Origin of the sequence: Termitidicoccus mucosus, assembly GCF_038725785.1 — a bacterium.
Lineage (GTDB): Bacteria > Verrucomicrobiota > Verrucomicrobiia > Opitutales > Opitutaceae > Termitidicoccus > Termitidicoccus mucosus.
In genome coordinates this window covers 6500408-6523773 of record NZ_CP109796.1, presented here as the reverse complement: position 1 = coordinate 6523773, position 23366 = coordinate 6500408, and the positions used below count along the sequence as shown (strand labels likewise).

Here is a 23366-nt window from a genome sequence, read left to right as displayed (position 1 = left end):
CAGGCACCGGGGTGCCGAACCCAAAGCGAATAAAACAAGAATGCATGCTCCCTCATGTCGGTTTTATTTCCGGGAAATTTACCGGGCGCGCGTTCGGGAGTCAGCGATGAGCGGCGATGGCTCGACTTCGGCGCAGCAGCCGGGCTCGGCGACGGCGGCGTCCAGCGTGGAAGACGACGGGAGCGGACGGGCAAGGATTTCGTCGCGGGAAAGGCGGTCCTCGCAGGCAACGGTGACGCCTTTCAGCCACGCGTCATCCAGGCCGGGCAGGCGGACGAAGGTTCTTTCCACCAACGCCGAAACATCGGTGGACGGCGCGACGATGCCGACGTTTTTCAAGGCGGCCGCCGCGGTCCGGGCGGCAAGGCGCGCGCCCTCGACCGAGGGCACGAAGTCCAGCTTGGCCAACACGCGGGCGTTGAGCTCCACGCTGGCGTTCACGTATCGGCCCCGGTGGGACAGCCCGGCCGCGGCCAGTGGATTGTGTTCCACCCACAGCGAAGCCTTCAGCAGGGCGCGGGTGATGCGGGCGGCCGCGTCGGGGTCCTCGCGCGCGAGCTTCCCGCTGACCACGGCCACGCAGCAGTATTCGTCCTTGTAGGGCGCGTCGGTAAGCTGGTTCACGACGCTTTGTGCCACGCCCTCGGAGAGCAGGATTTCGCCGATGGGATCGGAGATGGCGATGGCATCGACCTCGCCCTTGAGCAGGGCGAGTCTCAGCTCGCCGATGGGGAACGGCTTCCATTCCACGTCGCGCTTGATGTCGCCGCCAATCTCGCCGATGACGCGGGCGGCGAACACCCACGGGCTGCTGCCGAGCGCGGGCACGCCGATGCGTCTGCCCTTCAGGTCGGAGGCGCGCACGATGGGCGAGCCCTTGGCGGACAGGATGTGGATGCAGCCGCGATGTATCCCCGCGGTGAACTTCGCATCGAGCCCCTGCTCGATGGGCTTGATGTAGTTCATCACCAGCCCCTGGAGGGCGGAGATGCGGCCGAAGGCGAGCGCCTCCTTGAAGAAGTTCCAGTCGCCCTTCACCATCTCGACATCGAGCCCCTCGTCGCGGAAAAATCCTTTCTCGTAGGCTGCAAAGACCGGCGCCTCGCAGGAGTCGCCGGTGTGCCCGATGATGACTTTTTTGAGAGCTTCGGCGCGGGCAGGGCCGGCCAGCGCGAGCGCGACGATGGCCAGCGCCAGCAGGCGGACGACCCGTGGTTTTGTATTTGTATTCATGATACGTTTTGCAATTTCACCGCCCGCCGGCGGCGGCGAGTTTTGCGGCGTCCGCGGGACCGGCTTCGCAGCAGCCGCCGGCAGCAGGCGATGCTCCGTCCGGAAGCGGACGGTTGAAGATGGCGGCGGGAGAAATCCTGTCCTCGCGCGCCACGGCGACGCCCTTCAGCCAGGCGTCGTCCAGACCGGGCAGGCGGACGAAGGCGCGCTCGACAAACGCGGGGATATCGGTCGTGCGCGAGAGGATGCCCGCGTTTTTCAACGCGGTCGAGGCGGTCAGCACCGCCAGCCGTCCGCCTTCGACGGACGGGACATAGTCGAGTTTGGCGAGGATGCGCGCGTTGATCTCGACACTGCCGCCGGTGTGCCGGCCGTTGACCGCGATTTCCGCCGCACCCTGCGGGTTGTGCTCGATCCACAATGAAGCTTTCAGAATGGCGCGGGTGATGCGGGCCGCGACGTCCGGGGTTTCGCGCGCGAGTTTTCCGCTCACCAGCACCGCGCAGCAATACTCGTCCTTGTAGGGCGCGTCGGTGAGTTGATCGACCACGATCCTGACGCCGCCCTCGGAGATCAGGATTTCGCCGATGGGGTCGGCCACGGCGATGGCATCGACCTCGCCCTTTTGCAGGGCGAGCTTCAGTTCGCCCGCCGGGAACGGCTTCCATTCGACATCGCGCCTGATGTCGCCGCCGAGTTCGCTGATGACGCGGGCGGCGAAAATCCACGGGCTGCTGCCGAGCGCGGGCACGCCGATGCGTTTGCCCTTCAGTCCGGCCGGCCCGGTGATGGGCGATGTATCGGGAACCAGGATACGGACGCAGCCGCGATGCACGCCGGCGGTGACCTTCACATCGAGCCCCTGTTCGATGGGCTTGATGTAGTTCATGAGCAGCCCCTGCACGGCGGAGATGCGTCCGAAGGCGAGCGATTCCTTGATGAAATTCCAGTCGCCGCGGACAATCCCGGCATCGAGACCCTCCTCGCTGAAAAAGCCCTTGTCCTTGGCGACATAAACCGGCGATTCGCACGAGTTGCCGATGTGTCCGATCGTGACCTTGACGGGAGCCGCCGCGTGGATCGCGATGCAAAAGACAGCCATGCCGGCGGGCAGCATCGGCATGCGCGGTGATTTCGGGAGGCGCAGGTGTTTCATGGGGTGTAAACGGAGGGCGAGCGGACGTCGCCGCTCCAGGTGTAGGCGGCGAGAAGGGGTTCGTCGCGTGTCTCCATGACGTGGACGACATTCGAAGGATGCAGGATGAACGAGCCGGGCGGGCGCGGATGAGTGACGCCGTCCGCCGTCCAAAGGGCGGTCCCGCTGAGCACGAAATAAACCTCCACCGCGGGATGCGCGTGCTCGGGATAACGGACGCGGGGGCCGATGAACGTGAGGCCGAGGCAGACGCGGTCGCTGTGAAAGGGCGCCTCGGGGCCGACAAGTTCGGCCCAGGCCATCCGGCTTTCCAAGCCGGGAAGGTCGGGGCGCGGCGTGTAGCCATAACGCCAGGGCAGCGCTTCCCCCAGCGGAAGAAACGCGGCCAGGGCATCGACAACCGTCCCGTCCGCGGAATGCGGCGGATCGGCGAACTGGCGGGCCACGGGATGGGCGCCGGGTTGCAGGAATCCGTCACGGTAATCGACGGCGCCGAGCGATTCGAGAACGCCGGCCAGTTCGCGTGAAAGCATGGGATCGGTATCGGCCTCGATGGCGATCTGGCATTCGAAGTGGCGGCGCAGCACGTCGATGGCGGTGACGGCGCGGGACAGCGGAACCGGTTTGGTGGATGATGGCATGACGAAGGCAGGGTGGAATCAGGCAGGCCAGGAGCGCAGGACGGAGGCGGTGTGACCGATGGTTTCCCCGCGTTGCAGGGCGTCCCAGGCCGCGGGCGCATCGAGGCGGTCGGGGGCGAGTTGCCGTTCGATTTCGGCGGCCCTTTCGCCGGAGGTGGCGAGATCGACCTGGGAAAACACCTCGGCGAGGCGGGAGGCGCGGTAGAAGTGAAACGGGCCGAAGCCGGCGCGCTGCTGTTCGACATAGCCGCCGATCATCGACTCCGGCTCGGTCTGCACCTTCCAGGTGTAAACATAGATTTCGGAGCGGTGGCCGGCGAGGCGCGCCATGTCGTGAAAGGCGGACAAGGGCACGCGGCTGCCGAGCATCGAAATCACCGACCCGCCGGGGGCGAGAAACTCCCGCGCCTGCCGGAGCGCGAGGTAATGCAGCGTGAGGAGCCGCCGCTGCACGGAGTCCGGCACGGGCTCGGCGCGCGGCGGCACATGGCCGGAGCTGACGCGCTCGTCGCCGAGGCGGGCGGCATCCTGAATCGGGACATTGGGCAGGTTCTCGTAGATGAGGTCGTAATTCCGCTTGTATCCGGAAAGCGGAGACAGGAGATCGCCGTGCCCCGCCTCCAACTCCACGGCGCGCCCGGGGCGCAGGTTGGCGGTGATGTTGAGCGAGGCGGCGCGCACCACGTCCTCGTGGACGTCGGTGATGCCGACGCGGGCGGAGCCGAGCGTCTCGATGGCGGCGAGCGCGTCGAGCCCGGCCCCGGTGCCGATGGAGCAGAACGCGGGCTGCACGCCCTGGCGCCGCCGGATGAGCTTGAAGACGGGCGTGGCGACGGTGGCCACCCAGTCGTTCGGCAGGTCGTCCGCGCGCGGGAGAAAGGTGTGGCTGGTCACCGCGATGGCGAGGCGGTCGCGCACGGATGCCGGGACGGCGGCGAGCCCGAGATAGGCGGCGGCGTCCACTTGCAGCGGCGCGGGAGCGGCGGGTTGGGAAGAATGGGCGGCGGGAGCGGAGGACATGGCAAATGCGGGTCGATCAATCGAGGGAGGAGAGCGCCTGGTCGAAGTCGGCGATGAGGTCGCCGGCATCCTCGATGCCGACGGAGACTCGGATCAGGTCGGGCGTGATGCCGGCGGCGCGCTGCTGCGGTTCCGTGAGCTGGGCGTGGGTGCTCGACGCGGGGTGGAGCACGGAAGTGCGGGCGTCGCCGATGTGGACCACCAGCGCGGCGACGCGGAGTTTTTTCACGAATTGCCCGATGGCCTTCCGGTCGCCTTTCACGCCGAAGGTGAGAATGCCGCTGCCGTTTTTTTGCAGAAAATAGCGGGCGATGCGTTTGCGTCCGGCGGGATCGAGGCCGGGATAGTTGACCCAGGCGACGCGCGGGTGGTTTTGCAGGAAGCGGGCGAGCGCAAGCGCGTTTTCCCCGTGCCGGGGCATGCGCAGGTGGAGCGTTTCGAGGCCGAGGTTGAAGAGGAAGGCGTTGAAGGGATTGAGGCAGCCGCCGAAGTCGCGCAGGAACTGGGCGCGGGCCTTGGCGAGAAACGGGGCCTGCGGAAATTTTTCCGTGTAGCGGACGCCGTTGTAGGTGGAGTCCGGCTCGGTGAATTCGGGAAATTTGCCGCTGGCCCAGTTGAAGTTGCCGTCGTCGATCACCACGCCGCCGATGCTGGTGGCATGGCCGTCGATGTATTTCGAGGCGGAATGGGTGATGATGTTGACGCCGAGCTTGAAGGGCGTGCAGAGCACAGGCGTGGCGAGGGTGTTGTCCACGACGAAAGGCACGTCGAAGCGGCGGGCGAGGGCGGAGAGCTTGTCGAAGTCGAGGATGTTGAGGCCGGGGTTGCCGATGGTCTCGCCAAAGAGGAGCCGGGTTTCGGGCCGGAAGAGTTTTGCAATCTCGCGGGCGGGCGCCTCGGGCTCGAAAAACGAGGCGCTGATGCCGAATTTTTTCAGCGTGGAGTGCAGCAGGGTGAAGGTGCCGCCGTAAAGGGTGGAGGCGGCGACGATGTGGTCGCCGGCGCGGCAGATGTTGGAGATGGCGAGGAGGTTGGCGGCCTGCCCGGAGGCGGTGGCGACGGCGCCCGCGCCGCCTTCGAGGAGGTTGATCTTTTCCTCGAAGCCGGCGACGGTGGGGTTGCCGGTGCGCGTGTATTTGAAGCCGAACTCCTGCAATGTCATCACGCGGTGCACCTGGTCGATGTCGTCGTATTTGAACGTCGTGCTCTGGACGATGGGCAGGATGCGCGGCTCGCCGACCTTGGGTGTATGTCCGGCCTGGATACAGAGGGTGCCCTTCCCCGCGGGGCGCGCGGCGGAGGACGGCGCGGCGGGCGTTTTTTTGCTCCTTCCGGCGGGGCTCGGTGATTTCGGTTTTGCGGACGAGGGTTTCATGGTGCTTGCATTTTCCGACGCTGCGCGGGTCAGAGCTTTTTGCCGGGTTCGGGGTTGAGAAGGCGCTTGTAATAAAACCCGCTCGTGTAGAGGGCGGCGGCGGGGTTGTGGCCGAGCACGCGATCCTTGGTGATGAGCGTGGTGACGGGCGCGTCGGAGTGCTTGATAAACAGGGAGTCGTGCCCGACGCAGAGGCCCACGATCACGTTGAGCTGGGTTTTCCGGCGATTGAGGAGCCCGGCCTGCAAGATCGGGTTGCAAAGGGCCTCGTGGCAGCCGGGCTGCACTTTCAGCGACTCGGGGACGCCGATGCGGGTCTTGTCCACGGAGCCGACCTTGCAAATGACGGTGTGCGGAGCGAGGCCGTGCGCCTTGAGGATGCGGACAAAGACGCGCGTCTCCGCCATGAGGCCGACGCAGGTGGCGATGCCGATGCGGACCGCGCCGATGCGGTTGGCAAAGGCGATGATCTCCTCGACGCGCGTGAGGCGTCCGTAGTAGGTGCCCTCCACCTCGATGGCGGCGCGCGCCTGGATGGCGTCGGGGCCGCCGTCCTGATAGCGGTCGAGCACGGCCCCGACGAGATCGGGATCGGCGGCCTCGCCCTGGCAGAAAGGCGGGAACTGGCGGTCGCGCCGGTAACAGTTGACGAGGCCGCAATCCGAGCAGGTGAGGGTGTCTTCGCCGGTGGTCATGGTATGACGAATTCAGAGCGGGCCGGGGAGAGCGGCCCGCCCTCTTCCAGTCCTTTATTCGTAAGCCGCCCTTTCTTTTGCCTCGGTGTAGGGGCCGCGGACGATGCTGCCCTTCACCGGCTGGGAATCCTTCAGCATGTTATAAATGGGGCAGATGGACTCCACGGCACGCTGAAGCTCGTCGATGGTTTCCTTGGACTCGGGGGAGCCGATGCGCGCGCGGTAAGCGATATCCTTGTAGGTCGGAGGATTGTCGGTGTTGCCGAGACGGGTGGTCAGCGTGCCTTCGACCTCCAGTTCCAAGCTATCCAGACGCACCTGCTTCTGGGAGGCCACGATTTCATAGATATGGGTGAGGCAGGTGATCATGCGGCCAAGTATGTCCTCCTCGGGCACAGGGCCAAGGTTGTGGCCGGCGAGGTAGCGCGGGAAGTCGTGGATGACTTGGAAGTTGCTGATATCCGTGCGGATGTTGCGGATACCGGTGTCGCCCTCGACCTTGATGTGGGCGCGCAGGGGCGGCTGCCAGTTATCGGGATTGAGGGGTTTTTCGGCGCCGGCAAAGGGTTTTGCTCCCTTGGTGGCCTTGTATTTGTCAGTGAGAAATTCGCGGAGGCCATCGAGGGTCTGCGGGTCGAGTTTGTCGGGCGTCTTGATGTGCTCGATTTTACCGTGGTCAATACGTTGCGGTTCTATGACGAGGCGGAGGACGGGCGAGACGCGCTCGACGGTCCGGCGCAAGTCCTCGAGCTGCGCGTCGGTCGCCGGGGAGGTGATGAAAGCGATGTAGGCGAGGCCGCGCGGATAAGTGACTTGCTGGCCGGTGGTTTGCGAGGGCGCGGTGCCGGGGCGGCTGGTGAAGATGACTTCCAAGCTGTCAATGGGAATGCCCTTGAGGGCGGCCTGGGTCAGGTAATCACCGGCGACGGCGCTGCCGAGGGCGCCGACGACGCTGGGCCAGGAACCGGCGGCGAGGTTGAACTCGGCGGTGCTGGGGGCGCCGTCGCTGAGGAGTTGGAAGTTGCGGATGGTGAGGCGGCGGATGCCGGTGCGGCCGGCCGCTGTGACGCGCGCGGAAAGTTTAACGGGTTGTTCGATCTCCGGTGTTTTCTGCGCGAGGAGAATGGCGGAGCGCAGGCGGGTTTGGAAGCCGCGCAACGAGCTGCCGTCGTCGGGCGCGGCGGGTGTTTGCGCCCAGTCTTGCACGGCATGCGTCGCCTGCGCGTGGAGCGACTGGTGGATCAGCGTCTGGAAGCCGGCCATGGACAAGCCGGCTGCAATAATGAGTCGTATATTTTTCATAGGTTTCGAATTAAGGATTCGGCAAACTCCCTCCATCGCCCTCACTTCCCCTCAATGATGACATCGTCGGGGTTCTTGACCGAATCCCCGAAAAAGGGACGGAGCTCGGTGTGGAAGGCATTCAGGAAGAAATGTTCGGCGGCGAGTTTCTCTATTTCCGCGTCAATCCAGGCGCGGAGGACTGTGTCGCCTTTTTTCACGGCGGGGGCGATGACGTCGGCGTTGCCGAGGTTCGACTCGATGACCTTGAAGCCCTTGTTTTCATGCGCCCAGGCGAAGAGCAATGTGTTGTCATGCGCCAGGGCGTCGCCGCGTCCGTCCTTGAGCGCCTGGAAGGCCTCGGTGTTCTGGTCGAACTTGAGGAGCTTTATTCCGGGATGATTTTTGGTGAACCACGCCTCGGCGGTGGTGCCTTTGTTGACGATGAGGGTCTTGCCGTTCTTCAGCCCGTCGAGCGCGTCGAGCGGGCTTGCCTCGGGGACGACGATGCCGAGCGCGACTTTCATATAAGGTTTCGCAAAGTCCACTTTCTCGGCGCGCTCGGGCGTCCGGGTGAAATTGGCGAGGATGATGTCAACCTTGTTGGATTGGAGGAAAGCCACGCGGTTGGCGGCCTCCAGCGCGACAAATTCGATTTTGTTTTCGTCGCCGAGCAGATCCCCGGCGATGCGGCGCGCGAGCGCCACGTCGTAACCGGTGTTGCGACCCTGCCGGTCGATATAACCAAAGGGAGGCTTGTCGCCAAAAACACCGACGATGACCTTGCCGCGGTTTTTGATTTTCGCGAGACCGTCGGCATCGTCCCGGCGGGAGCAGCCGACATGGACAATGCTCAATAATCCGAAGCCGAAAAGAACGGCGGCGGCCAAAAAGGAGAGGAGCGGTTTTGGGTGTCTCATCGGATGGATGGCGTCTGGTTCGGGCTGACGGCGGCGGCATTGATGGAAGCGCGGGCCGCGACGATTTGCACGAGGCGCTGGATTTCGAGTTCGGTGTTGCGTTTTTTGATGGCCAGCAACTCGGTGCCGCGCGCGGCGTCAAAAGTCTCGCTATCGCGGCGTTCGAGTTCGGCACGAAGCCCGGCGAGCTGTTTTTCGAGGCCGGCGAGTTCACCGGCGCCGGCGGCGAGCTCCGCCTGGTATTGCGCGGTTTCCGCCGCGATGCGCGCGAGATCGGCCTCCCATTTGAGCTGGCGCTCCTCCTCCTTCTTCTGTTCCTCGGCCTCGCGGGCGGCGGCGCGCCTCTCGGCATCCTCGCGGGCCTTGCGCTCGGCCTCCTCTTTTTTCTGCCGCTCGGCCGTCTCGACGACGGCGCGTTCGGCGGCGACTTGCGCGGCCCTGGCCCCGGCGGCTTTATTATTCTGCCAGAAAACGGACCCAAAGACGGCGAGAAGGATGAGCGGCGCTATTATATAAAAACGATTCATGAAAATTATGATGTGAGTTTGAAATAGGACTGATGGGCCGGATCCGACGGATGGGACCGATCCGGCTGATGATATTATTGTTTCTGGGCGACGGCGGGGGCGGCGGCGGGGGTTTGGCTGAGCCGGGTTATGACCGCTTCGAGGTCGCGGAGGTTGGTCTCGGCCTGTGCAATATAATCTTTCAGGAAAACCTGCTCGGCCAAGGTGGCCTTGTATTCGGACTCGATCCCGGCGAGGACTTTTTTCCCCTCGGCAATCTCCTTTTTGAGCCGGTCGATTTGGCGGACGGTTTTCTCGACATCGCGGTGGACTTTATCCCGGGCGTCGATGGCGGCCTGGCGGGCTTCCTTTTGTGATTTTTCGCGGGCGTCGCGCTCCTCGCGGGCCTTTTTGCGCCGGGCCTGAAGCTGGAGGGCTTCCTCCACACCTTTGGTCCGTGCCTCGGCCTCGGCCTTGAGCTTGTTTTCTTTTTCGATGCGCGCCTGCTGGCGGGCCTCGGCGGCTTGCGCTTCGTAGTTGCGCTCGAAGTTCCAATAAATGGCGCCAAAGACGATGACGGCGACGAGAGGAAGGAGGACGTAGGATTTCATGAAAGTTTAAGTTTTAGGTTCAAGTTGATGTGCCGGCGGGGGCGTTTTTTTCGGCCAGGGCGTCCTGTATGGCCTGGGCGAGGCGGGTGATATCCTCCCGGGAAACATCGGGGTGAGTGGCCGCGGTCTCGGCGTAACAGGCGGCTTCCTCGAAGAGCCGGAGTTCATAGGCGATATAGGTGAGGAAAAACCAGGTCTGGCCGGGTTGGGTGAGCTGGCCGCGTTCGACCGCGGCGCGGAGGTGGGCGTAGGCCTCGGCGGTTTTGTCCTCGGCGTAGCAGAGGCGCGCGAGGGAGTATTCGATTTCCCCGTCCCCGGGAAGCGCGGCGGCCGCGCGCGCAAGGGCCTCGATGGCGCGGGCGGGGGCGCGCTGCTGCTGCCATGCGCTGGAAAGGAGTTCCCAGTTGCGGCGGTTGCTGGCGACAGTGCCATCGGCGAGCCCTTGTTCGAGCAGGCGGGCGGCGCGGGCGTGCTGGCCCAGGGCGCTGTGGAGCGCGATGGTGTTGAAATAATCCTGGGGAGTGGAAAGGAATCCGTGGGCGCGGGCGCGCTCGAGCGTGAGAAGGGCGCGGAGGTGGAAGCGCCGGATTTCGCCGGGCGGGTGGCCGGGCTCGGCGGCGAGGCCCGAGTAGGTGGCAAAAAGCTGCTGCCAGTAAATGGCCGACGAGGGTTTGCGCGCGGCGAGCGACTCGAGGATGTCGGCGGATTCCCGAAGCTGGCCCAGTTGCTGCTGGGCGGCGACGATGAGGACAAGCGCCTGCTCGTCGGGCTGGTCGCGGAGGAGAAGGCTGGCCTCGGCGTCGGCCTTGGCGCGCCGGATTTTATCGAGGTCGGGATGCCCGGCGTCGAGGATGGCGGAGGAATACAGGATCGTGGCGGCGTAGAGCTGGGCGTCGGACGTCGGCTTCGGGGTGAGGGCGAGCCAGCGTTTGATGCGGGCGTAGGCGAGGTCGTAGCAGCGGCGGCGCTCGGCGGGGTCTTTGCCGTCGTAGGCTTTTTCGAAGTAAATCTGGCTGAGCGTGTGGAGCGTGTTGAGGGTGGCCTCGGTGTCGAAATAGGCGTGGCGGTCGCCGAGTTCCAGGGAGAGCTCCAAGGGGGCGATGGCGTCGTTGTTGCGCTTGAGATTGAGGAGAACCTGCCCGTGGATCTGCGAGAGGAGCGCGCGGTCGAAGCTTCCGGGCTCGGAGCCGGGAATGAGTCCCTCGACGAGGCGGAGGACGCCGGCGTAGTCGTTGGTGTCCACGAGGTCTTTCAGCGGCGCCAGCTTGGCGGCGACGCGCTCGGTGAGCTGCGGTTTTGGCGGGTCGTCGGCCCCGTCAAGGCCGGCGGGCATGAGCGCCGGCAGGCCGATGGCGAGGAGGGCGGCGAAGGTGGTTTGGCGGAAGGACGGCATGGATATAGGGAGGAGACGAGCCGGGAGGTCAGGCGCCAGTGGCCAGATTAAAGACCAAGGGGACTTGGACGTTGCGGGTGCTGACGCTGACTCCGCTTTTTTTGCCGGGACGGAATTTCCAGCGGAGGATCGCGCGGAGGGCCTCGGCCTCGAAGGCGGGGTTGGTGGAACTGATGATGTAGGGGTTGATCACGTTGCCTTCCGCATCGACGATAAGGCCGATCACGACTTCGCCGTTTACGCGGGCCCGGCGCATTTCGTAGGGATAGGTGGGCTTGGCGATGAACCGCGGCACCGGCTTCTGATCGAGCGCGGCGAGGTCGAAAAGTCCCTTGAGGCCGGTTCCGGCGGCGGCGCCGAAATTGCCTTTGGGAATGGTGATGGCGCCGGCGGGGCCGCCCAGGTTCGGCGGCGGTGGCGGCTGGAGTTTTTGCTGGAAGGCCGAGGGGGCGACGACGGCGGGCGTGTCCGCCTGCATGGGCGGCGGGGCGAGGTCGGAGAGGTCGGCCGGTTCGGCCTCGGCGAGCGCGTCCGCTTCGCTGGGATCGGGCGGCTCCGGCGCCAGGATGGGCATGGGGGTGATGGCGATGGTGGGGACGTCCTCGGCATCGGCGCTTTTCCTGCCAGAGCCACCCGGGATGAGATAGTGGCCGAAAGCAAACCCTGCGTGGATCAGCAAGGCGATGAGGATGCCGAGGAGTTGGTCGCGGTGCATGAGGAGGGCCGCGCCGGGGCGCGGCAGTTTAAGTTTTAAGTTGAAGTTTAAGTTGAAAGGCGGCGGCGGTGGCGCCGGGCGGATGGTGGAATTTTCCCGCGGTCGGTTTTGTCCTGATGCGGTCAGCGGCCGGAGGCGCGCCAGATGGTTTCGATGGAAACCTCGTTGATCCCGGCTTTGCAGACTTCGTCGAGCGCCCGGACCACGGCGCCGTAGGTGGCATGGTCGTCCCCGGTGACGAGGACGCGCGGCGTGGCATGCGCGGCCTTGAAATCAAACAGCCGCGGCGCGATCTCGCCGATGGCAATGGGCTCTTTGTTCCAGAAGGCGGTGCTGGCATCCGAAAGCTGGAGAACGACCAGGTTCTCCTCGTCGTTTTTTGCGGAGGCCGTGGCGGGCGCGGCTTGCGGGAGATCCACCGGGAGGGACTGGATTTTGTTCAGCGAGAGGGTGAAGAGAACAAAGGTCGCCAGCAGGAAAAAGATCACGTCGATGAGCGGAATGATCTCGACCCGGGCTTTTTTGCGGATGGCGGATGAAGGTGAAAATGAGGCCATGTGATGGATCGGGCGTGATGTGGGAGCGCGGCGCGGTTGCGCCGGCTTGCGGACGGTCAGCGGGCGGCGGAGCGGATGCGGGTTTCGATGTTGATTTTCGTGATGCCGGCCTTGCGGACCTCATCCACGACGTAGCGCACCTGCGAGAAGAGGGCGCTTTCGTCGCCGTTGATGAGAACACGGGGATCGGGCTCGACTTGTTTCCATGCCTGAAGACGCGGGATGAACTCATCGAGTGAGATGAGGGCCTTGTCCCAGGCGATCGCGCCATCGGCGGTGACGGTGAGCGTGACCGCGCCGTCGGCGTCGCGCGGGCGGCCCGTCTCAGCCGCGGGCAGGAGCACGGCCAGCCCTCCCGACTGGTTGAGCGAAAGGGTGAAGAGGACGAAGGTTGCCAGCAGGAAAAAGATCACGTCGATAAGCGGAATGATCTCGATGCGGGCGCGCTTTCTGACGGGTTCGTCGGTGAATGCTTTGACGGAGATGGCCATGTGCTGAATGCGGATTTCGGAATGTGGATTTCGGAATGCGAAAGGCGGGCGCTGCCGTGCCAGTGCGATGGCGGCGGCGGAAACGGTGCCGCGGGCGGCATTCCGCATCCCGGGTTCCGCATTCCGGACTTGTCAGATGCCTCCGCCGGTGCCGCTGGCCGGGGTGACGTCGAGAATCCCGCCGGCTTTCTGGCCGACCAGGTTGAGGGCGTTGGCGGCGTTGGCGATGTCCCGGCGCACCTGCTCGATGCGCGTGTTGAGGAGATTGAACGGGAAGAGCACGACGATGGCGATGACGAGGCCGGAGGCGGTGGCGATGAGCGCCTCGCCCACGCCGCCGGTGATCGTGCCCGCGCTCGCGGCGATGTCGCCGCCGCCAAGCGCGCCAAAGGTGTTCATCATGCCCGTGACCGTGCCGAGCAATCCGAGCAGCGGGGCGGCGGTGATGCAGGTGTCGAGAATGGCGAGGCCGCGCTGGTAGCGCTCGAGCTCGTTGCTGGCCGCCTGGTTGAAGGCGTCGTCGAGCGAAAACTCCCGGTGCGTGAGCGCCGACACGAGGATGCGGGCGATATAATCGTTGCTTTTTTGCCCGATGCGGATCGCACCCTCGATGTCGTGCTTTTCCACCCGTTCGTAAATCTTGCCGGCGATTTTCGGATCGCGGGAGGCCTTCTCCCGGAGAAGGAACAGGATGCGCTCCGCGACCACGGAAAGCGCAAGAAACGAAACGATGATGATGGGCCACATGATCGGCCCGCCGTGCTTGAACAGCTCGAGGGGGTTCTGCCCCATGAGAAATGCGAAAGTGATGTTGGTAGTCATTTTATCTTTGATGCCTGGGTTAAATCAGTGTCGGCATCCCCGCCAAGTGGTCGTCCGCGGACCGCCGTCAATCGGCAGGAACAGCAGCGCCTCGACTCACATTTTGTTTAGTAGAGTCCATGGAGGGAAAGGCCTGAACGCATCCTCCAGAGGCCTGGTCGCATGCTGCTCAAAAGAAATCTGTTTCTTTTGGCAAAACTAATTACTCTACTATCTTAGTATGGATACAAATCTAAACTTGTCGCAATCCACACTATTAAGATATGATAATATATTAGATAAGATAAAATTATGCCTATGCCAAATACCATTGGCCTAATATCAGGCAATTTTATACAAATAGTTTAATTTATAATTAAAATAGATAAATATTATTTAATTTATTAAATATTTTTATCTTATGAGTTATTTTTATACTTTTAAAATATCCATTGAATTAGATTTTCTAATTTATAATATAAAAAAATCAATTAAGATAAATTTCCGAGATTTTAGATTTGTATCTTAGCTATCTTACTAAACTATCACGGCTGCTAACAGGAACTCACTTCCGTTAAGCATACGACCAGACTGCTGGAGGAATGCTAGGGACGCCCTCCAGCTCGAATTTGTCCGGTCACCGCACCAAAGCCGGACTGCCCAAGGCAGAAATTCAATCAGGGGGATGCCGCATGCACGCTGGCCGACCACGGCAGCCACATGGAGGCCCTGTTAACTGGCCAAGCCCGAATCACTCGGGGCGGGTCACGCTTGTATCACAAATCAACCAAAAACCTGATAACCATGACCAATCCTTCCATACCGCGGTTCATACCGCGTTTTGCCTCCCTGGCGGCGTCCTTGCTGCTGCTGGACCTGCCGCCTCTCGCGGCGGCCCCGGCAAGCACCCAGGACGAAGAAGCCACCGTGCTCGACAAAGTCCTCATCGAGGACGTTGACGTTGAAAAATCCGTCCTGCCGATCCGCCCGAACAACGCCTTCTACGGCTTCGACGAACTCATCAAGGACACGCCGCGCTCCATCTTTCAGGTGACGAAGGCGCAGATCGACAACGATCACTTCCACAACTTCTCCGACCTCGCCCGCTATTCGCCGAGCATCGGCCGCGGCACGGCGTCGAACTTCTCGACCTTCGCCAAAATCCGCGGCGGCCCCGCCGACACCACGCGCAACGGCATCCTGCTCCTCAACCCCGCCGTGCGCCCGTTCGACAACAACGCCTGGGAATCCGTGGACATCGTCGCCGGCGTCCCCAGCGTCATCCAGGGCTCCACCACCCGCACCGCCGGCGTCATCAACTACGTCACCAAGCGCCCGCTCTTCGACGGCGAGCACCTGCAACTCTCCACCACCCTGGGACGCATCGGCCTCGACGACCGCACGACCTACGGCCAATACACCGTGCAGGCCGACTACAACCGCGTCCTCCTCAAGGACAAGCTGGCCGCCCGCGTCAGCCTCCAGAAGACCGACGCCACGCAATACTGGGGCAACTCCGAAAGCGATTTCGAGGACGTCTATGTCGCCACGACCTGGCAGCCCACCTCGAAGGTGACCGTTGACACCAACTTCACCTATACGAGTTCGCGCGGCGCCATGCCCTACGGCATCAACCGCGTCACGCAAAACCTCATCGACAACTGGCTCTACGACGCCGGCCCCATCGCGCCCGTCGTCTCGTGGGACCACGACGGCAACCCCGCGACGGCGGCCATCGTTTACCGCGGCTCCGCCACCACGGGCGCCTTCACGCCTGTCGCCACCACCGCCGTCCCCACCCCGCCGGCGGCGGCGTTCACGCAGGAGAATCCCGCAGTCATCACCGGCTGGTGGCGCAATCCCGACGAGCAGCCGTCCGAGGACGTTCCCATCGACGGCAGCCAGACGCTCCACACCAACGACGCGTTCAGCGACACCTACGAGGTCATCGGCCAGAACATCGTAAACGTCCGCTTCAACGAAAATTACTCGTTCCGCAACAACACGCTCTACCAGTACAGCAAGAGCTACGTCTTCGGCTACGACGGCTACCACAGCTTCATGGTGAACAAGATGTTCACCACGCGCCTCGAGTTCCTGACCGACCACACCTTCAATCTCGGCTCCGGCACGCTGCGCCACCAAAGCAACTCCGGCTTCGAATACCGCTACCTCTGGAACCTGTGCGACAACGCCGGCAACTCCGAGCGCACGGTCAACGACGAGGACGCCTCCGACCGCTCCACCGGCGGCGGCCATCTCGGCGCGGGCAACCTCCTCGGCATCGACAACATCTACGCCCAGGGCGACAACGGCGTCGGCTCCCCCGCCGATTATTACTACCGCAGTGACATCCCCTACTTCGCGATCAACAGCCCCACCTACGGCTGGCTCGCCATCGCGCCCGCCTACCACCGCGGCGGCGGACGCTACGCGCAGCTCTCCCTGCGCGCCGCCAGCGGCACCGACGTGCGCCTCAACCGCCTCCAGCAATATAACTTCTTCACGGAGCAAAAATTCCAATGGGAGAAATTCATCTGGCGTTTCGGTGCCCGCGTGACCGCCATCCGCGACAAGCTGCGCGCGCTCGAGCCGACCTACGAGGCCGTCGCCGCCGGCGTCCTCACCGGCTACAATTTCGACGACAAGGTGGCCGAGACCAACTACGACCTCAACAGCAGCCTCACCTGGCAGCCGAAGAAGTGGCTGAGCCTCTATGGCGCCTTCGACCACGACATCGCCGCCGGCGACTGCGGCTGCTGCTTGACGCAGGGTTTCATGGCCTCCAACCCGAACGACGCCAAGGACCAGGGCCTCAACCGCGACCACTTCAAACTGAAGAGCCAGTTGGTCGAGTTTGGCACCAAGTTCGAAATCATCCCCGGCAAGCTTTTCGCGAGCGCGGCGTGGTTTCACCAGACCCGCCACACGCCGATCTCCGTCACGGTGACCACGCCCTATGGCGGCATGACCAAGCAGACCTTTGAAGGCGTCGAGCTGGCCGCGTCGTATCAACCGACGAACAGCCTCGCGACGGGCGTCAACTTCAGCCACATCGCGGTCACCGAAAACGACGGTTCCTGGGCGCGCGCCATTCCGCGCAACAGCGGCAACGTCTGGGCGGCCTACACCTTCTCCAACGGCCTCGGCCTGAAGGCCAGCGCCTGGATCACCTCCGAGTGGAAGGTCAGCAACACCGCGTATGTGCCCACCCAATACAACGTGGATGCCGGCGTGTTCTACTCCCTCAAGGGCTGGCGCTTCGACGTGGACGTGCTGAACCTCACCGACGAGAAAAACTGGGCCCCCTCGGGCAACTACGCCGGCGACACCGTCGGCTACCTGCTGCCCGCCGAGCGCTTCGGCGTGCAGTTCAAGGCGACGTATCGGTTCTGATACCCGCATCGATTCCATCGCGAGACCCGGTGCGCCGGGTCTCGCTTTTTATGACTCGTCGCCATTTCCGATATCCGAATGGCAAATGGCGGAAAGCTGTTTCCCCGTTAAAATTCTTATCAATACCCAAGGGACACCTGATTTATATTTGTATTCTCACTAAAATAGTAAACTATGACGTTTATTCAAAGTTCCTTGCCTGCCCGACATCGACCAGACCGCTGGAGAAACAAGAATGCGGTGCAGGTATCCCGGCCCAAAAGCCGGCCTGCATGAGATAAAACAGGAAGGAACCGCATCAGGCTCCACGTCGCGAAGACGCGAGCCACCGGCAAATCACCTGCCCGCCACAAGGGCACTCTTTACTCGCTCATGTCCAATCTCGTCATCGACACCTTCATCAAAGGCGGCCCGATCATGTGGCCCATTCTGGCCACGTCGCTGGCCGCGCTGACCGTCATCGCCGAACGCACCCGCTGGTGGGTTCATTTCCATCTGCGTTCCGACAGGCGCGCGCGCGCCGGGGTTTACGCCGCGCTCGAAAACGGCCGCGTAGGCCAGGCCGCCGCGCTTGCGGCCGGCTCCTCCGATCCCGTGCTCCGCGTCATCTCGCACGGGCTCGAACACCGCGACGCCGAATTCAAGGTCGCGCTGCAAAACTCCGCCGCCGCCGAGCTCGAGCGGGCCGGGCGCTTCCTCAATGTCCTCGACGTCATCATCACCCTCGCCCCCCTCCTCGGCCTGCTCGGCACCGTCACCGGCATCATGCGCGCATTCCAGTTTGTGGGCGACGCGGAAGTGGCCGCCATCAACGTCAGCGGCGGCATCGCGGAAGCCCTGATCGCGACCGCCGCCGGCCTTGCCATCGCCATGCTCACGCTGCTGCCTTTCTCTTATTTCAACTCCCGCCTCGCCCGCCTCACGTTCCACCTCCAGACCGCCGCCAACAACATCGAGATCGCGCTCGGGGCGATCCGTGTCCGCGAAATCACCGAGGCGCCCGCCACCGCCGCCACGGCCGCCGGCGACAACCAACCCGAAACCGCCGCGCCGGCCGCCGCCAGTGCCGCCATCCACCATGAACTTGGTCACGCCACAGCCGCGTAAGAAGGCCCGCATCGAGATCATCCCCCTGATCGACATCATGTTCTTCCTGCTCGCCGTCATGATGCTGGTGAGCCTGAACATGGTGCGCCTCAAGGGGCTCAACCTCAACCTCCCCGCCGCCACCGCCGCCACGCCGGACAACCGCGCCGATTTCCTCACCCTCTCCGTCAAGGCCGACGGCAGCCTCTACTTGGAAGGCACCCGCTATCCCGACATCGAGGCGCTCGTCGCCGAACTTGCCCGCCAGAAAAGCGCCGCGCCCGATGTCCGTGTGTATATCCAAGGCGACACGGCGGCCAGCCACGGCGACGTCATCGCGGTGCTCGACCGCGTCCATGCCGCCGGCATTCAAAAAGTCGCCTTTCAAACCAAGGCCCAGCCATCCGCGACCGCGCAGCCATGATCACGCAACGCGAAAACAGCCCGCCGCCGCGTCCGCCCCGGTCGCTCCACGCCAATGGCAAACGCCCCGGCGGACGCCTGGCCCGCCGCACCGCCGCCCCACGCCCGCCCGCGGACGTGGGGCGGCGCATCACGCTCCTCCGTCCGGTCCATGAAAAAAAATCGGGCTGGAAAACCCCGCTCCTCATCGCCCTCGCCCTGCATGCCTCCCTCACGTTGACCGGCTTCTTCATGGACATCGCCCCCGCGCAGCCGCCGCCCTCCGCCAAATTCCGGCTCGCCGCCGCCGCCAACGGCGAAATCGCCGCCCCGTCCGGCGGCGCCATCGAAATCGAATGGCTCCCCGCCCCGGCACCCGAGCCCGCCGTCACGCTTGCCCCCTCGCCCGCGCCCGAGCCGGAACCCCAGACCCTGCCCGAACCGCCTCCGGAACCAGAAACGGCTCCCGACTTTAAAGTCCCCGTCTCCATCGAGACACCCGAGCCGCCCCCTCCACCCGAGGAAAAACCCGAGCCTGCGCTCGAACCCATTCCCGAGGTCAAAACACTCGAGCCCGCCCCCGAACTCGCCCCCGCCCCGCGCGCGGTCGAGACGCCGCCCCCGGCGCCCGAGGCATCCCGACCCGAGCAGCCTGTAGCCGCCGCCGCGCCCGCCTCTGCCACACCCGCCCGCGCGCTCGGGCAACCCAATGCCCACGGCACCGACGCCTTTTCCTCCGGCGGCGATAACGACGAAAGCGCCGTCGTCATCGACAACAAAAACTTCACGCGCCCGCCCTATCCCTATGAAGCGCGCCGCAACGGCTACACGGGCGCTGTCATCATTGCCATCCGGGTCGAAAACGGGCGCATCGTCTCCACCGAAATCCGCCAGTCCTCCGGCTATGTCATCCTCGACGAGGCCGCCGCCAAATGGGTCCGCCGCCAATGGAAATTTCCCCGCGAAGTCACCCGCCTCGTCGTGCAGCCTTTTGAATTTCGTCTCGCCAACAAAAAAAGCAGCTCATCATGAAATCCAACACTCGCTCCCTCCGCGCGCTCCTCCGCATCGCCCTCCTCGCCGGCAGCACGTTGCTCATCGCCTCGTCCGAGCTTCGCGCCAGTGCCGGTTGCTGCGGCGGCACCGGCGCCTTCGGCCTCGACGGACGCTGGACGCCGCTCGACCTGCCTCCGGTGCCGAAGAAGGAGCGCATCGTCTCCATCCACAACGCCTCCTTCGGCTCCACCCGCGACCTCTATGCCGAGATCAACGCGACCTTTGGCAAGGAGTGGGTGAAAAAAACCAACTACAGTCTCACCGTCAACGGCACCCACGGTCCCTCCTTCGCCCAGACCCGGGTGCTCCTCGCCGACACGTCCGATGCCGACTTTGTCACCCTCGATCATCCCTCCGCCATCGACGAACTCGCGCTCCGCGGCCGGTTCCTCCCGGAAAACTGGCGCACCCGCCTTCCGAACAACAGCGTCCCTTTCAACACCACCATCGTCTTCCTGGTCCGCAAGGGAAACCCCAAGGCCATCCGCGACTGGCCCGACCTCGCCAAATCCGGTGTCGCCATTGTCACCCCCGACCCGAAGCTGAACAGCGTCGGCCAGTGGATCTACCTCGCCGCATGGAGCACCGCGCTCCAGCGCGAGGGCGGCGACGTCGAAAAGGCCCGCGCCTCCATCATCGAACTCTATCATAATGTCGCCGTGCTCAACTCCAACTCCGACGGTGCCGCGCAAACCTTCACCGAGAAAAAAACCGGCGATGTTCTCCTGCTGCTCGAAAGCGAGGCCCTCGCGCTCGCGGCCCAGGACAAGGCATACGAAGTCGTCGCGCCCCCCGCCAGCCTCCGCGTCGAAACGCCCGTCGCCTGGCTGGACAAAAACATCGAGAAACACGGCACCGCCCGCGTCACCATTTCCTACCTGATGCACCTGTTTTCGCCCGAAGTGCAGGAAATCGCCGTGCGTCATCACTACCGCCCGATCGACGAAGCGGTGGCGCAAAAACACGCCTCCGCCTTCGCCCCCGTCAAGCTGCTCACCCTCGACGAAACGTTCGGCGGCTGGACCCAGGCCTACACGCGCTTCCTCGCTCCCGGAGCCGCCCTCGACCGCGATTATCCCGTCATGACCACCAAGGAGATCATCGTCCAGCGCTGACCGCACCGGCGCGCCGCCTCCCCCCTCCCTGCCCGAAATTTCCATGCCGCCCGCCACGCCAGTTCACGCCCTTTGCCCGCGCGCCCGCGCGCGGCGGCGTGACGGCGTGGCGATGGCGTCCGCGAAACGCCTCACCCTGATCGCCGCCATGCTCGCCTGGACCCTCGCCACCGGCGTGCAGTGGGACATCCTCCAGTTCGTCGGCTGGGGCCGCATGATCGTCGCTTATTCCACCGAGGAAAACTCCACGCTCGCCAAGGCCATCACCGACACCTTCAGCGGCGAGCGCCCCTGCTCCATCTGCGAAACGGTCGCCCAAGCCAGGCAATCCGACGACACCTCGGTGCCTCCCTCCTCCAATGCCGGAAAGGACTCCAGCGGCAAAATCATCTGCACGCTCCCGCCGGCCCCCTTTATCGTATACAACGCCCCGGCAGAGCCGGAGTGGTTCGACGCCGACACGCGTGAACCTGCTTCCCCCGCCTACCCCGTCCCCGTGCCCCCGCCGCGCGCCTGAAACCGGTTGTCAGGCAACATAAGCCAATCCCGGCTTCGGCCGCCCGCACGAGACGACTCGCACCGGAACGATGGAGTGATACAAGCCATCGCGCCGCGGCCGGATTGGCATCCCAGCGCACTTTCCACCCAATCGCCACGGGGGACAACTCACAACGCAGCCGCATCGCCGCATGCGCGCTCCCTGCCCGCGTCCTCGTGCTCAATCCTTTCAATCCATGCGGCCCATTCCCACTCACCATGACCATCCTTTTGTCCCAAGATAAAACCCGGCCCGCCGCGGCACTCGTCCTCGGCGCGCTCCTCAACACCCTCGCCCTCGCGGCGGCTCCGGCCCGGCCCCTCGCCGACTCCGAGCCCGTCACGCACATCGAACCCCTGGTTGTCACCGCGCCCGCCGTCGGCGACAGACCGCTGCAAGTCACCATCGACACGCAGGCCGCCGCCCAGCCCATCCCCGCGCAGGACGGCGCCGACATCATCAAGTCCATCCCCGGCGTGACCATCAGCCGCAAAGGCGGCACCGGCGGCGAAGTCATCCTGCGCGGCGCCGCCGGCTCCCGCCTCGATATTCTCGTCGATCACGAAAGCATCCTCGGCGGCTGCCCCAATCGCATGGACCCGCCCACCGCCTACATTTTCCCCGGCGCCTACGACAACGTCACCCTCCTGAAAGGTCCCCAGAGCGTTCGCTACGGCCCGGGCAACTCCGCCGGGGTCGTCCTCTTCAAAAATGACCCCGTCCACCTCGACGCTCCGTCCGCCGCGCTCGACGCCTCGTTTGTCCTCGGCAGCTTCGGACGCAACGACCAATCTGCCGCCGTCCTCGCCGGCACTCCGCAATTTTATGCCAGAATCGAGGGCGTCCGCACCGAGTCCGACGACTACGAGGACGGCAACGGGGACAAAGTCCACTCCCGCTACAAACGCACCGGAGGCCGCCTCGCGCTGGGCTGGACGCCCGACGCCCGCACCGTCGTCGAGCTGCACGGCTCGCTCAGCAACGGCGAGGCCGCCTACGCGCACAGCATGATGGACGCCGCCAGGCTCGACCGCGAAAACATCGGCCTGCGTTTCGAGAAAACCGACATTTCCCCGCTGGTCGAAACCGTCGAGGCCAGCCTTTATTATAACCACATCGATCATGTCATGGACAACTACAGCCTCCGCGCCTTCGTCCCCTCCATGATGATGCCGATGCCCTCCTCCTCCAATCCCCGGCACGAACTCTATGGCGGACGCGCCCTCGCCACCCTCGCCCTCGCCGACAGCACCAAGCTCACCTTCGGCGCCGATTTCCAGTCCGGCAGGCACAGCACGCGCAACGCGACCGGCTCGGCCGACGACGCGGAAATCAACACCCAGGGCATCTTTGCCGAACTCACCCGGACCTTTGCCGGAAACCGCCGCCTCATCGCCGGGGCCCGCCTCAACTCCTGGCATGCCGAGGACAAACGCGCCGTCATCTCCGGCATGATGGGCGCCACGCCCAATCCCACCGCGGGCGCGGACAGGAACGAGGTCCTTCCCGCCGCGTTCCTGCGCTACGAGCACGACCTCGCCGCCGTCCCCGTCACGTTGTATGCGGGAATCGGATACACCCGGCGCGCGCCCGACTATTGGGAACTCTTCAGCTATCAGGGCATCGCCACGTCCAGCGCATTCCATGCCAGCCCCGAAAAGACGACCCAGCTGGATGCCGGCGCGACCTGGCGGCGCGGCGCGCTGACCGCGTTTGTCTCCCTCTTCGCCAACGTCTCCCAGCTGGATGCCGGCGCGACCTGGCGGCGCGGCGCGCTGACCGCGTTTGTCTCCCTCTTCGCCAACGACGTCTCCGACCACATCCTCATCCACTCCTCCTATCCCAAAGGCATGGGCTCCGCCGCCGTGACCCGCAACATCGACAGCCGCGCCTGGGGCGGCGAGGCGGGCGTCACCTATGCCTTGTGGGAGCGTCTCCAGATCGACGCCAGCATCGCCCATGTGCGCGGCGAAAATCGCACCGACGACCTCCCGCTCGCGCAGCAGCCTCCGCTGGAAGGCCGCGTCAGCCTCACTTATGCGACCCCCGTGTGGTCAGCCGGCGTGCTCTCCCGCCTCGTCGCCGGCCAGGACCGCTACGCCCTCAACCAAGGCGGCATCGCCGGCCAGGACATCGGCGCGACCGGGGGCTTTGCCGTCCTCTCGCTCAACGCCGGCTGGCAAATCACCCGCTACGCACAACTCACGGCCGGCATCGACAACCTCCTCGACAAAACCTATGCGGAGCATGTCAACCGCGCCGGCTCCGGCGACCCAGGTTATGTCCAAAACATTCGCGTCAACGAACCCGGCCGCACCTTCTGGATAAAATTCCGGCTCTCATTCTGACCGCGCCACCACCTCGCATCGGAGCAGCGG

Annotated in this window: 22 protein-coding genes; 7 read left to right on the top strand and 15 right to left on the bottom strand. The window is 64.4% G+C overall.

The window, feature by feature from the left end:
• Positions 1-78: 78 nt before the first annotated feature.
• From OH491_RS23110 to OH491_RS23040, 15 genes are all read right to left on the bottom strand, one after another.
• Positions 79-1233, bottom strand: a complete 1155-nt coding sequence (locus OH491_RS23110) for an ABC transporter substrate-binding protein (RefSeq protein ID WP_068768845.1) — start codon at positions 1231-1233, stop codon at positions 79-81.
• A gap of 16 nt (positions 1234-1249) precedes the next feature.
• Entirely contained in the window at positions 1250-2389 is a 1140-nt protein-coding gene (locus OH491_RS23105) for an ABC transporter substrate-binding protein (RefSeq protein WP_084441837.1), read from the bottom strand.
• A complete protein-coding gene (locus tag OH491_RS23100) occupies positions 2386-3030 on the bottom strand; it encodes a dimethylsulfonioproprionate lyase family protein (RefSeq protein ID WP_068768847.1) in 645 nt (214 codons plus the stop codon). The genes OH491_RS23105 and OH491_RS23100 overlap by 4 nt, the downstream gene beginning before the upstream one ends.
• Positions 3031-3048: 18 nt before the next feature.
• Positions 3049-4050 carry a hypothetical protein gene (locus OH491_RS23095; protein ID WP_334319035.1) on the bottom strand — a complete coding sequence of 334 codons (1002 nt, stop codon included), beginning with the start codon at positions 4048-4050 and terminating at the stop codon, positions 3049-3051.
• Between the two features lie 16 nt (positions 4051-4066).
• Positions 4067-5425, bottom strand: a complete 1359-nt coding sequence (locus OH491_RS23090) for an O-acetylhomoserine aminocarboxypropyltransferase/cysteine synthase family protein (RefSeq protein ID WP_084441838.1) — start codon at positions 5423-5425, stop codon at positions 4067-4069.
• 29 nt (positions 5426-5454) lie between these two features.
• Positions 5455-6120 (bottom strand): DUF1847 domain-containing protein, encoded by a 666-nt coding sequence (locus OH491_RS23085; RefSeq protein WP_068768848.1) that lies wholly within the window; start codon positions 6118-6120, stop codon positions 5455-5457.
• Between the two features lie 54 nt (positions 6121-6174).
• Complete coding sequence (locus OH491_RS23080) at positions 6175-7422, bottom strand: OsmC family protein (RefSeq protein ID WP_068768849.1); 1248 nt, start codon at positions 7420-7422, stop codon at positions 6175-6177.
• Between the two features lie 41 nt (positions 7423-7463).
• Positions 7464-8321, bottom strand: a complete 858-nt coding sequence (locus OH491_RS23075) for a cysteine ABC transporter substrate-binding protein (protein WP_068768850.1) — start codon at positions 8319-8321, stop codon at positions 7464-7466.
• A complete protein-coding gene (locus OH491_RS23070; protein WP_068768851.1) occupies positions 8318-8848 on the bottom strand; it encodes a hypothetical protein in 531 nt (176 codons plus the stop codon). The genes OH491_RS23075 and OH491_RS23070 overlap by 4 nt, the downstream gene beginning before the upstream one ends.
• A gap of 74 nt (positions 8849-8922) precedes the next feature.
• Positions 8923-9438, bottom strand: coding sequence for a hypothetical protein (locus OH491_RS23065; protein WP_068768852.1), 516 nt, complete (start codon positions 9436-9438; stop codon positions 8923-8925).
• A gap of 19 nt (positions 9439-9457) precedes the next feature.
• Entirely contained in the window at positions 9458-10831 is a 1374-nt protein-coding gene (locus tag OH491_RS23060) for a hypothetical protein (RefSeq protein WP_068768853.1), read from the bottom strand.
• 28 nt (positions 10832-10859) lie between these two features.
• Positions 10860-11546: an energy transducer TonB gene (locus tag OH491_RS23055; protein ID WP_068768854.1), complete on the bottom strand. Its 687-nt coding sequence runs from the start codon at positions 11544-11546 to the stop codon at positions 10860-10862.
• Between the two features lie 122 nt (positions 11547-11668).
• Entirely contained in the window at positions 11669-12103 is a 435-nt protein-coding gene (locus tag OH491_RS23050) for an ExbD/TolR family protein (RefSeq protein ID WP_068768855.1), read from the bottom strand.
• Positions 12104-12159: 56 nt separating this feature from the next.
• Positions 12160-12594 carry an ExbD/TolR family protein gene (locus tag OH491_RS23045; RefSeq protein ID WP_068769764.1) on the bottom strand — a complete coding sequence of 145 codons (435 nt, stop codon included), beginning with the start codon at positions 12592-12594 and terminating at the stop codon, positions 12160-12162.
• Between the two features lie 132 nt (positions 12595-12726).
• Complete coding sequence (locus OH491_RS23040; RefSeq protein WP_068768856.1) at positions 12727-13416, bottom strand: MotA/TolQ/ExbB proton channel family protein; 690 nt, start codon at positions 13414-13416, stop codon at positions 12727-12729.
• A gap of 783 nt (positions 13417-14199) precedes the next feature.
• Here OH491_RS23040 and OH491_RS23035 point away from each other — a divergent pair.
• From OH491_RS23035 to OH491_RS23005, 7 genes are all read left to right on the top strand, one after another.
• On the top strand, positions 14200-16791 hold the full coding sequence (locus tag OH491_RS23035) for a TonB-dependent receptor (RefSeq protein WP_334319036.1): 2592 nt from the start codon (positions 14200-14202) through the stop codon (positions 16789-16791).
• 372 nt (positions 16792-17163) lie between these two features.
• Entirely contained in the window at positions 17164-17898 is a 735-nt protein-coding gene (locus OH491_RS23030; RefSeq protein WP_068768858.1) for a MotA/TolQ/ExbB proton channel family protein, read from the top strand.
• Positions 17870-18301 carry an ExbD/TolR family protein gene (locus OH491_RS23025; protein WP_068768859.1) on the top strand — a complete coding sequence of 144 codons (432 nt, stop codon included), beginning with the start codon at positions 17870-17872 and terminating at the stop codon, positions 18299-18301. The genes OH491_RS23030 and OH491_RS23025 overlap by 29 nt, the downstream gene beginning before the upstream one ends.
• Entirely contained in the window at positions 18298-19311 is a 1014-nt protein-coding gene (locus tag OH491_RS23020; protein ID WP_342750721.1) for a TonB family protein, read from the top strand. Before OH491_RS23025 ends, OH491_RS23020 begins: the two co-directional genes overlap by 4 nt.
• Positions 19308-20450 (top strand): sulfate ABC transporter substrate-binding protein, encoded by a 1143-nt coding sequence (locus OH491_RS23015; RefSeq protein WP_068768860.1) that lies wholly within the window; start codon positions 19308-19310, stop codon positions 20448-20450. The genes OH491_RS23020 and OH491_RS23015 overlap by 4 nt, the downstream gene beginning before the upstream one ends.
• Before the next feature lie 43 nt (positions 20451-20493).
• A complete protein-coding gene (locus OH491_RS23010; protein ID WP_068768861.1) occupies positions 20494-20967 on the top strand; it encodes a hypothetical protein in 474 nt (157 codons plus the stop codon).
• A gap of 239 nt (positions 20968-21206) precedes the next feature.
• Complete coding sequence (locus tag OH491_RS23005) at positions 21207-23336, top strand: TonB-dependent receptor domain-containing protein (protein WP_342750720.1); 2130 nt, start codon at positions 21207-21209, stop codon at positions 23334-23336.
• The last annotated feature ends 30 nt before the right edge of the window (positions 23337-23366 follow it).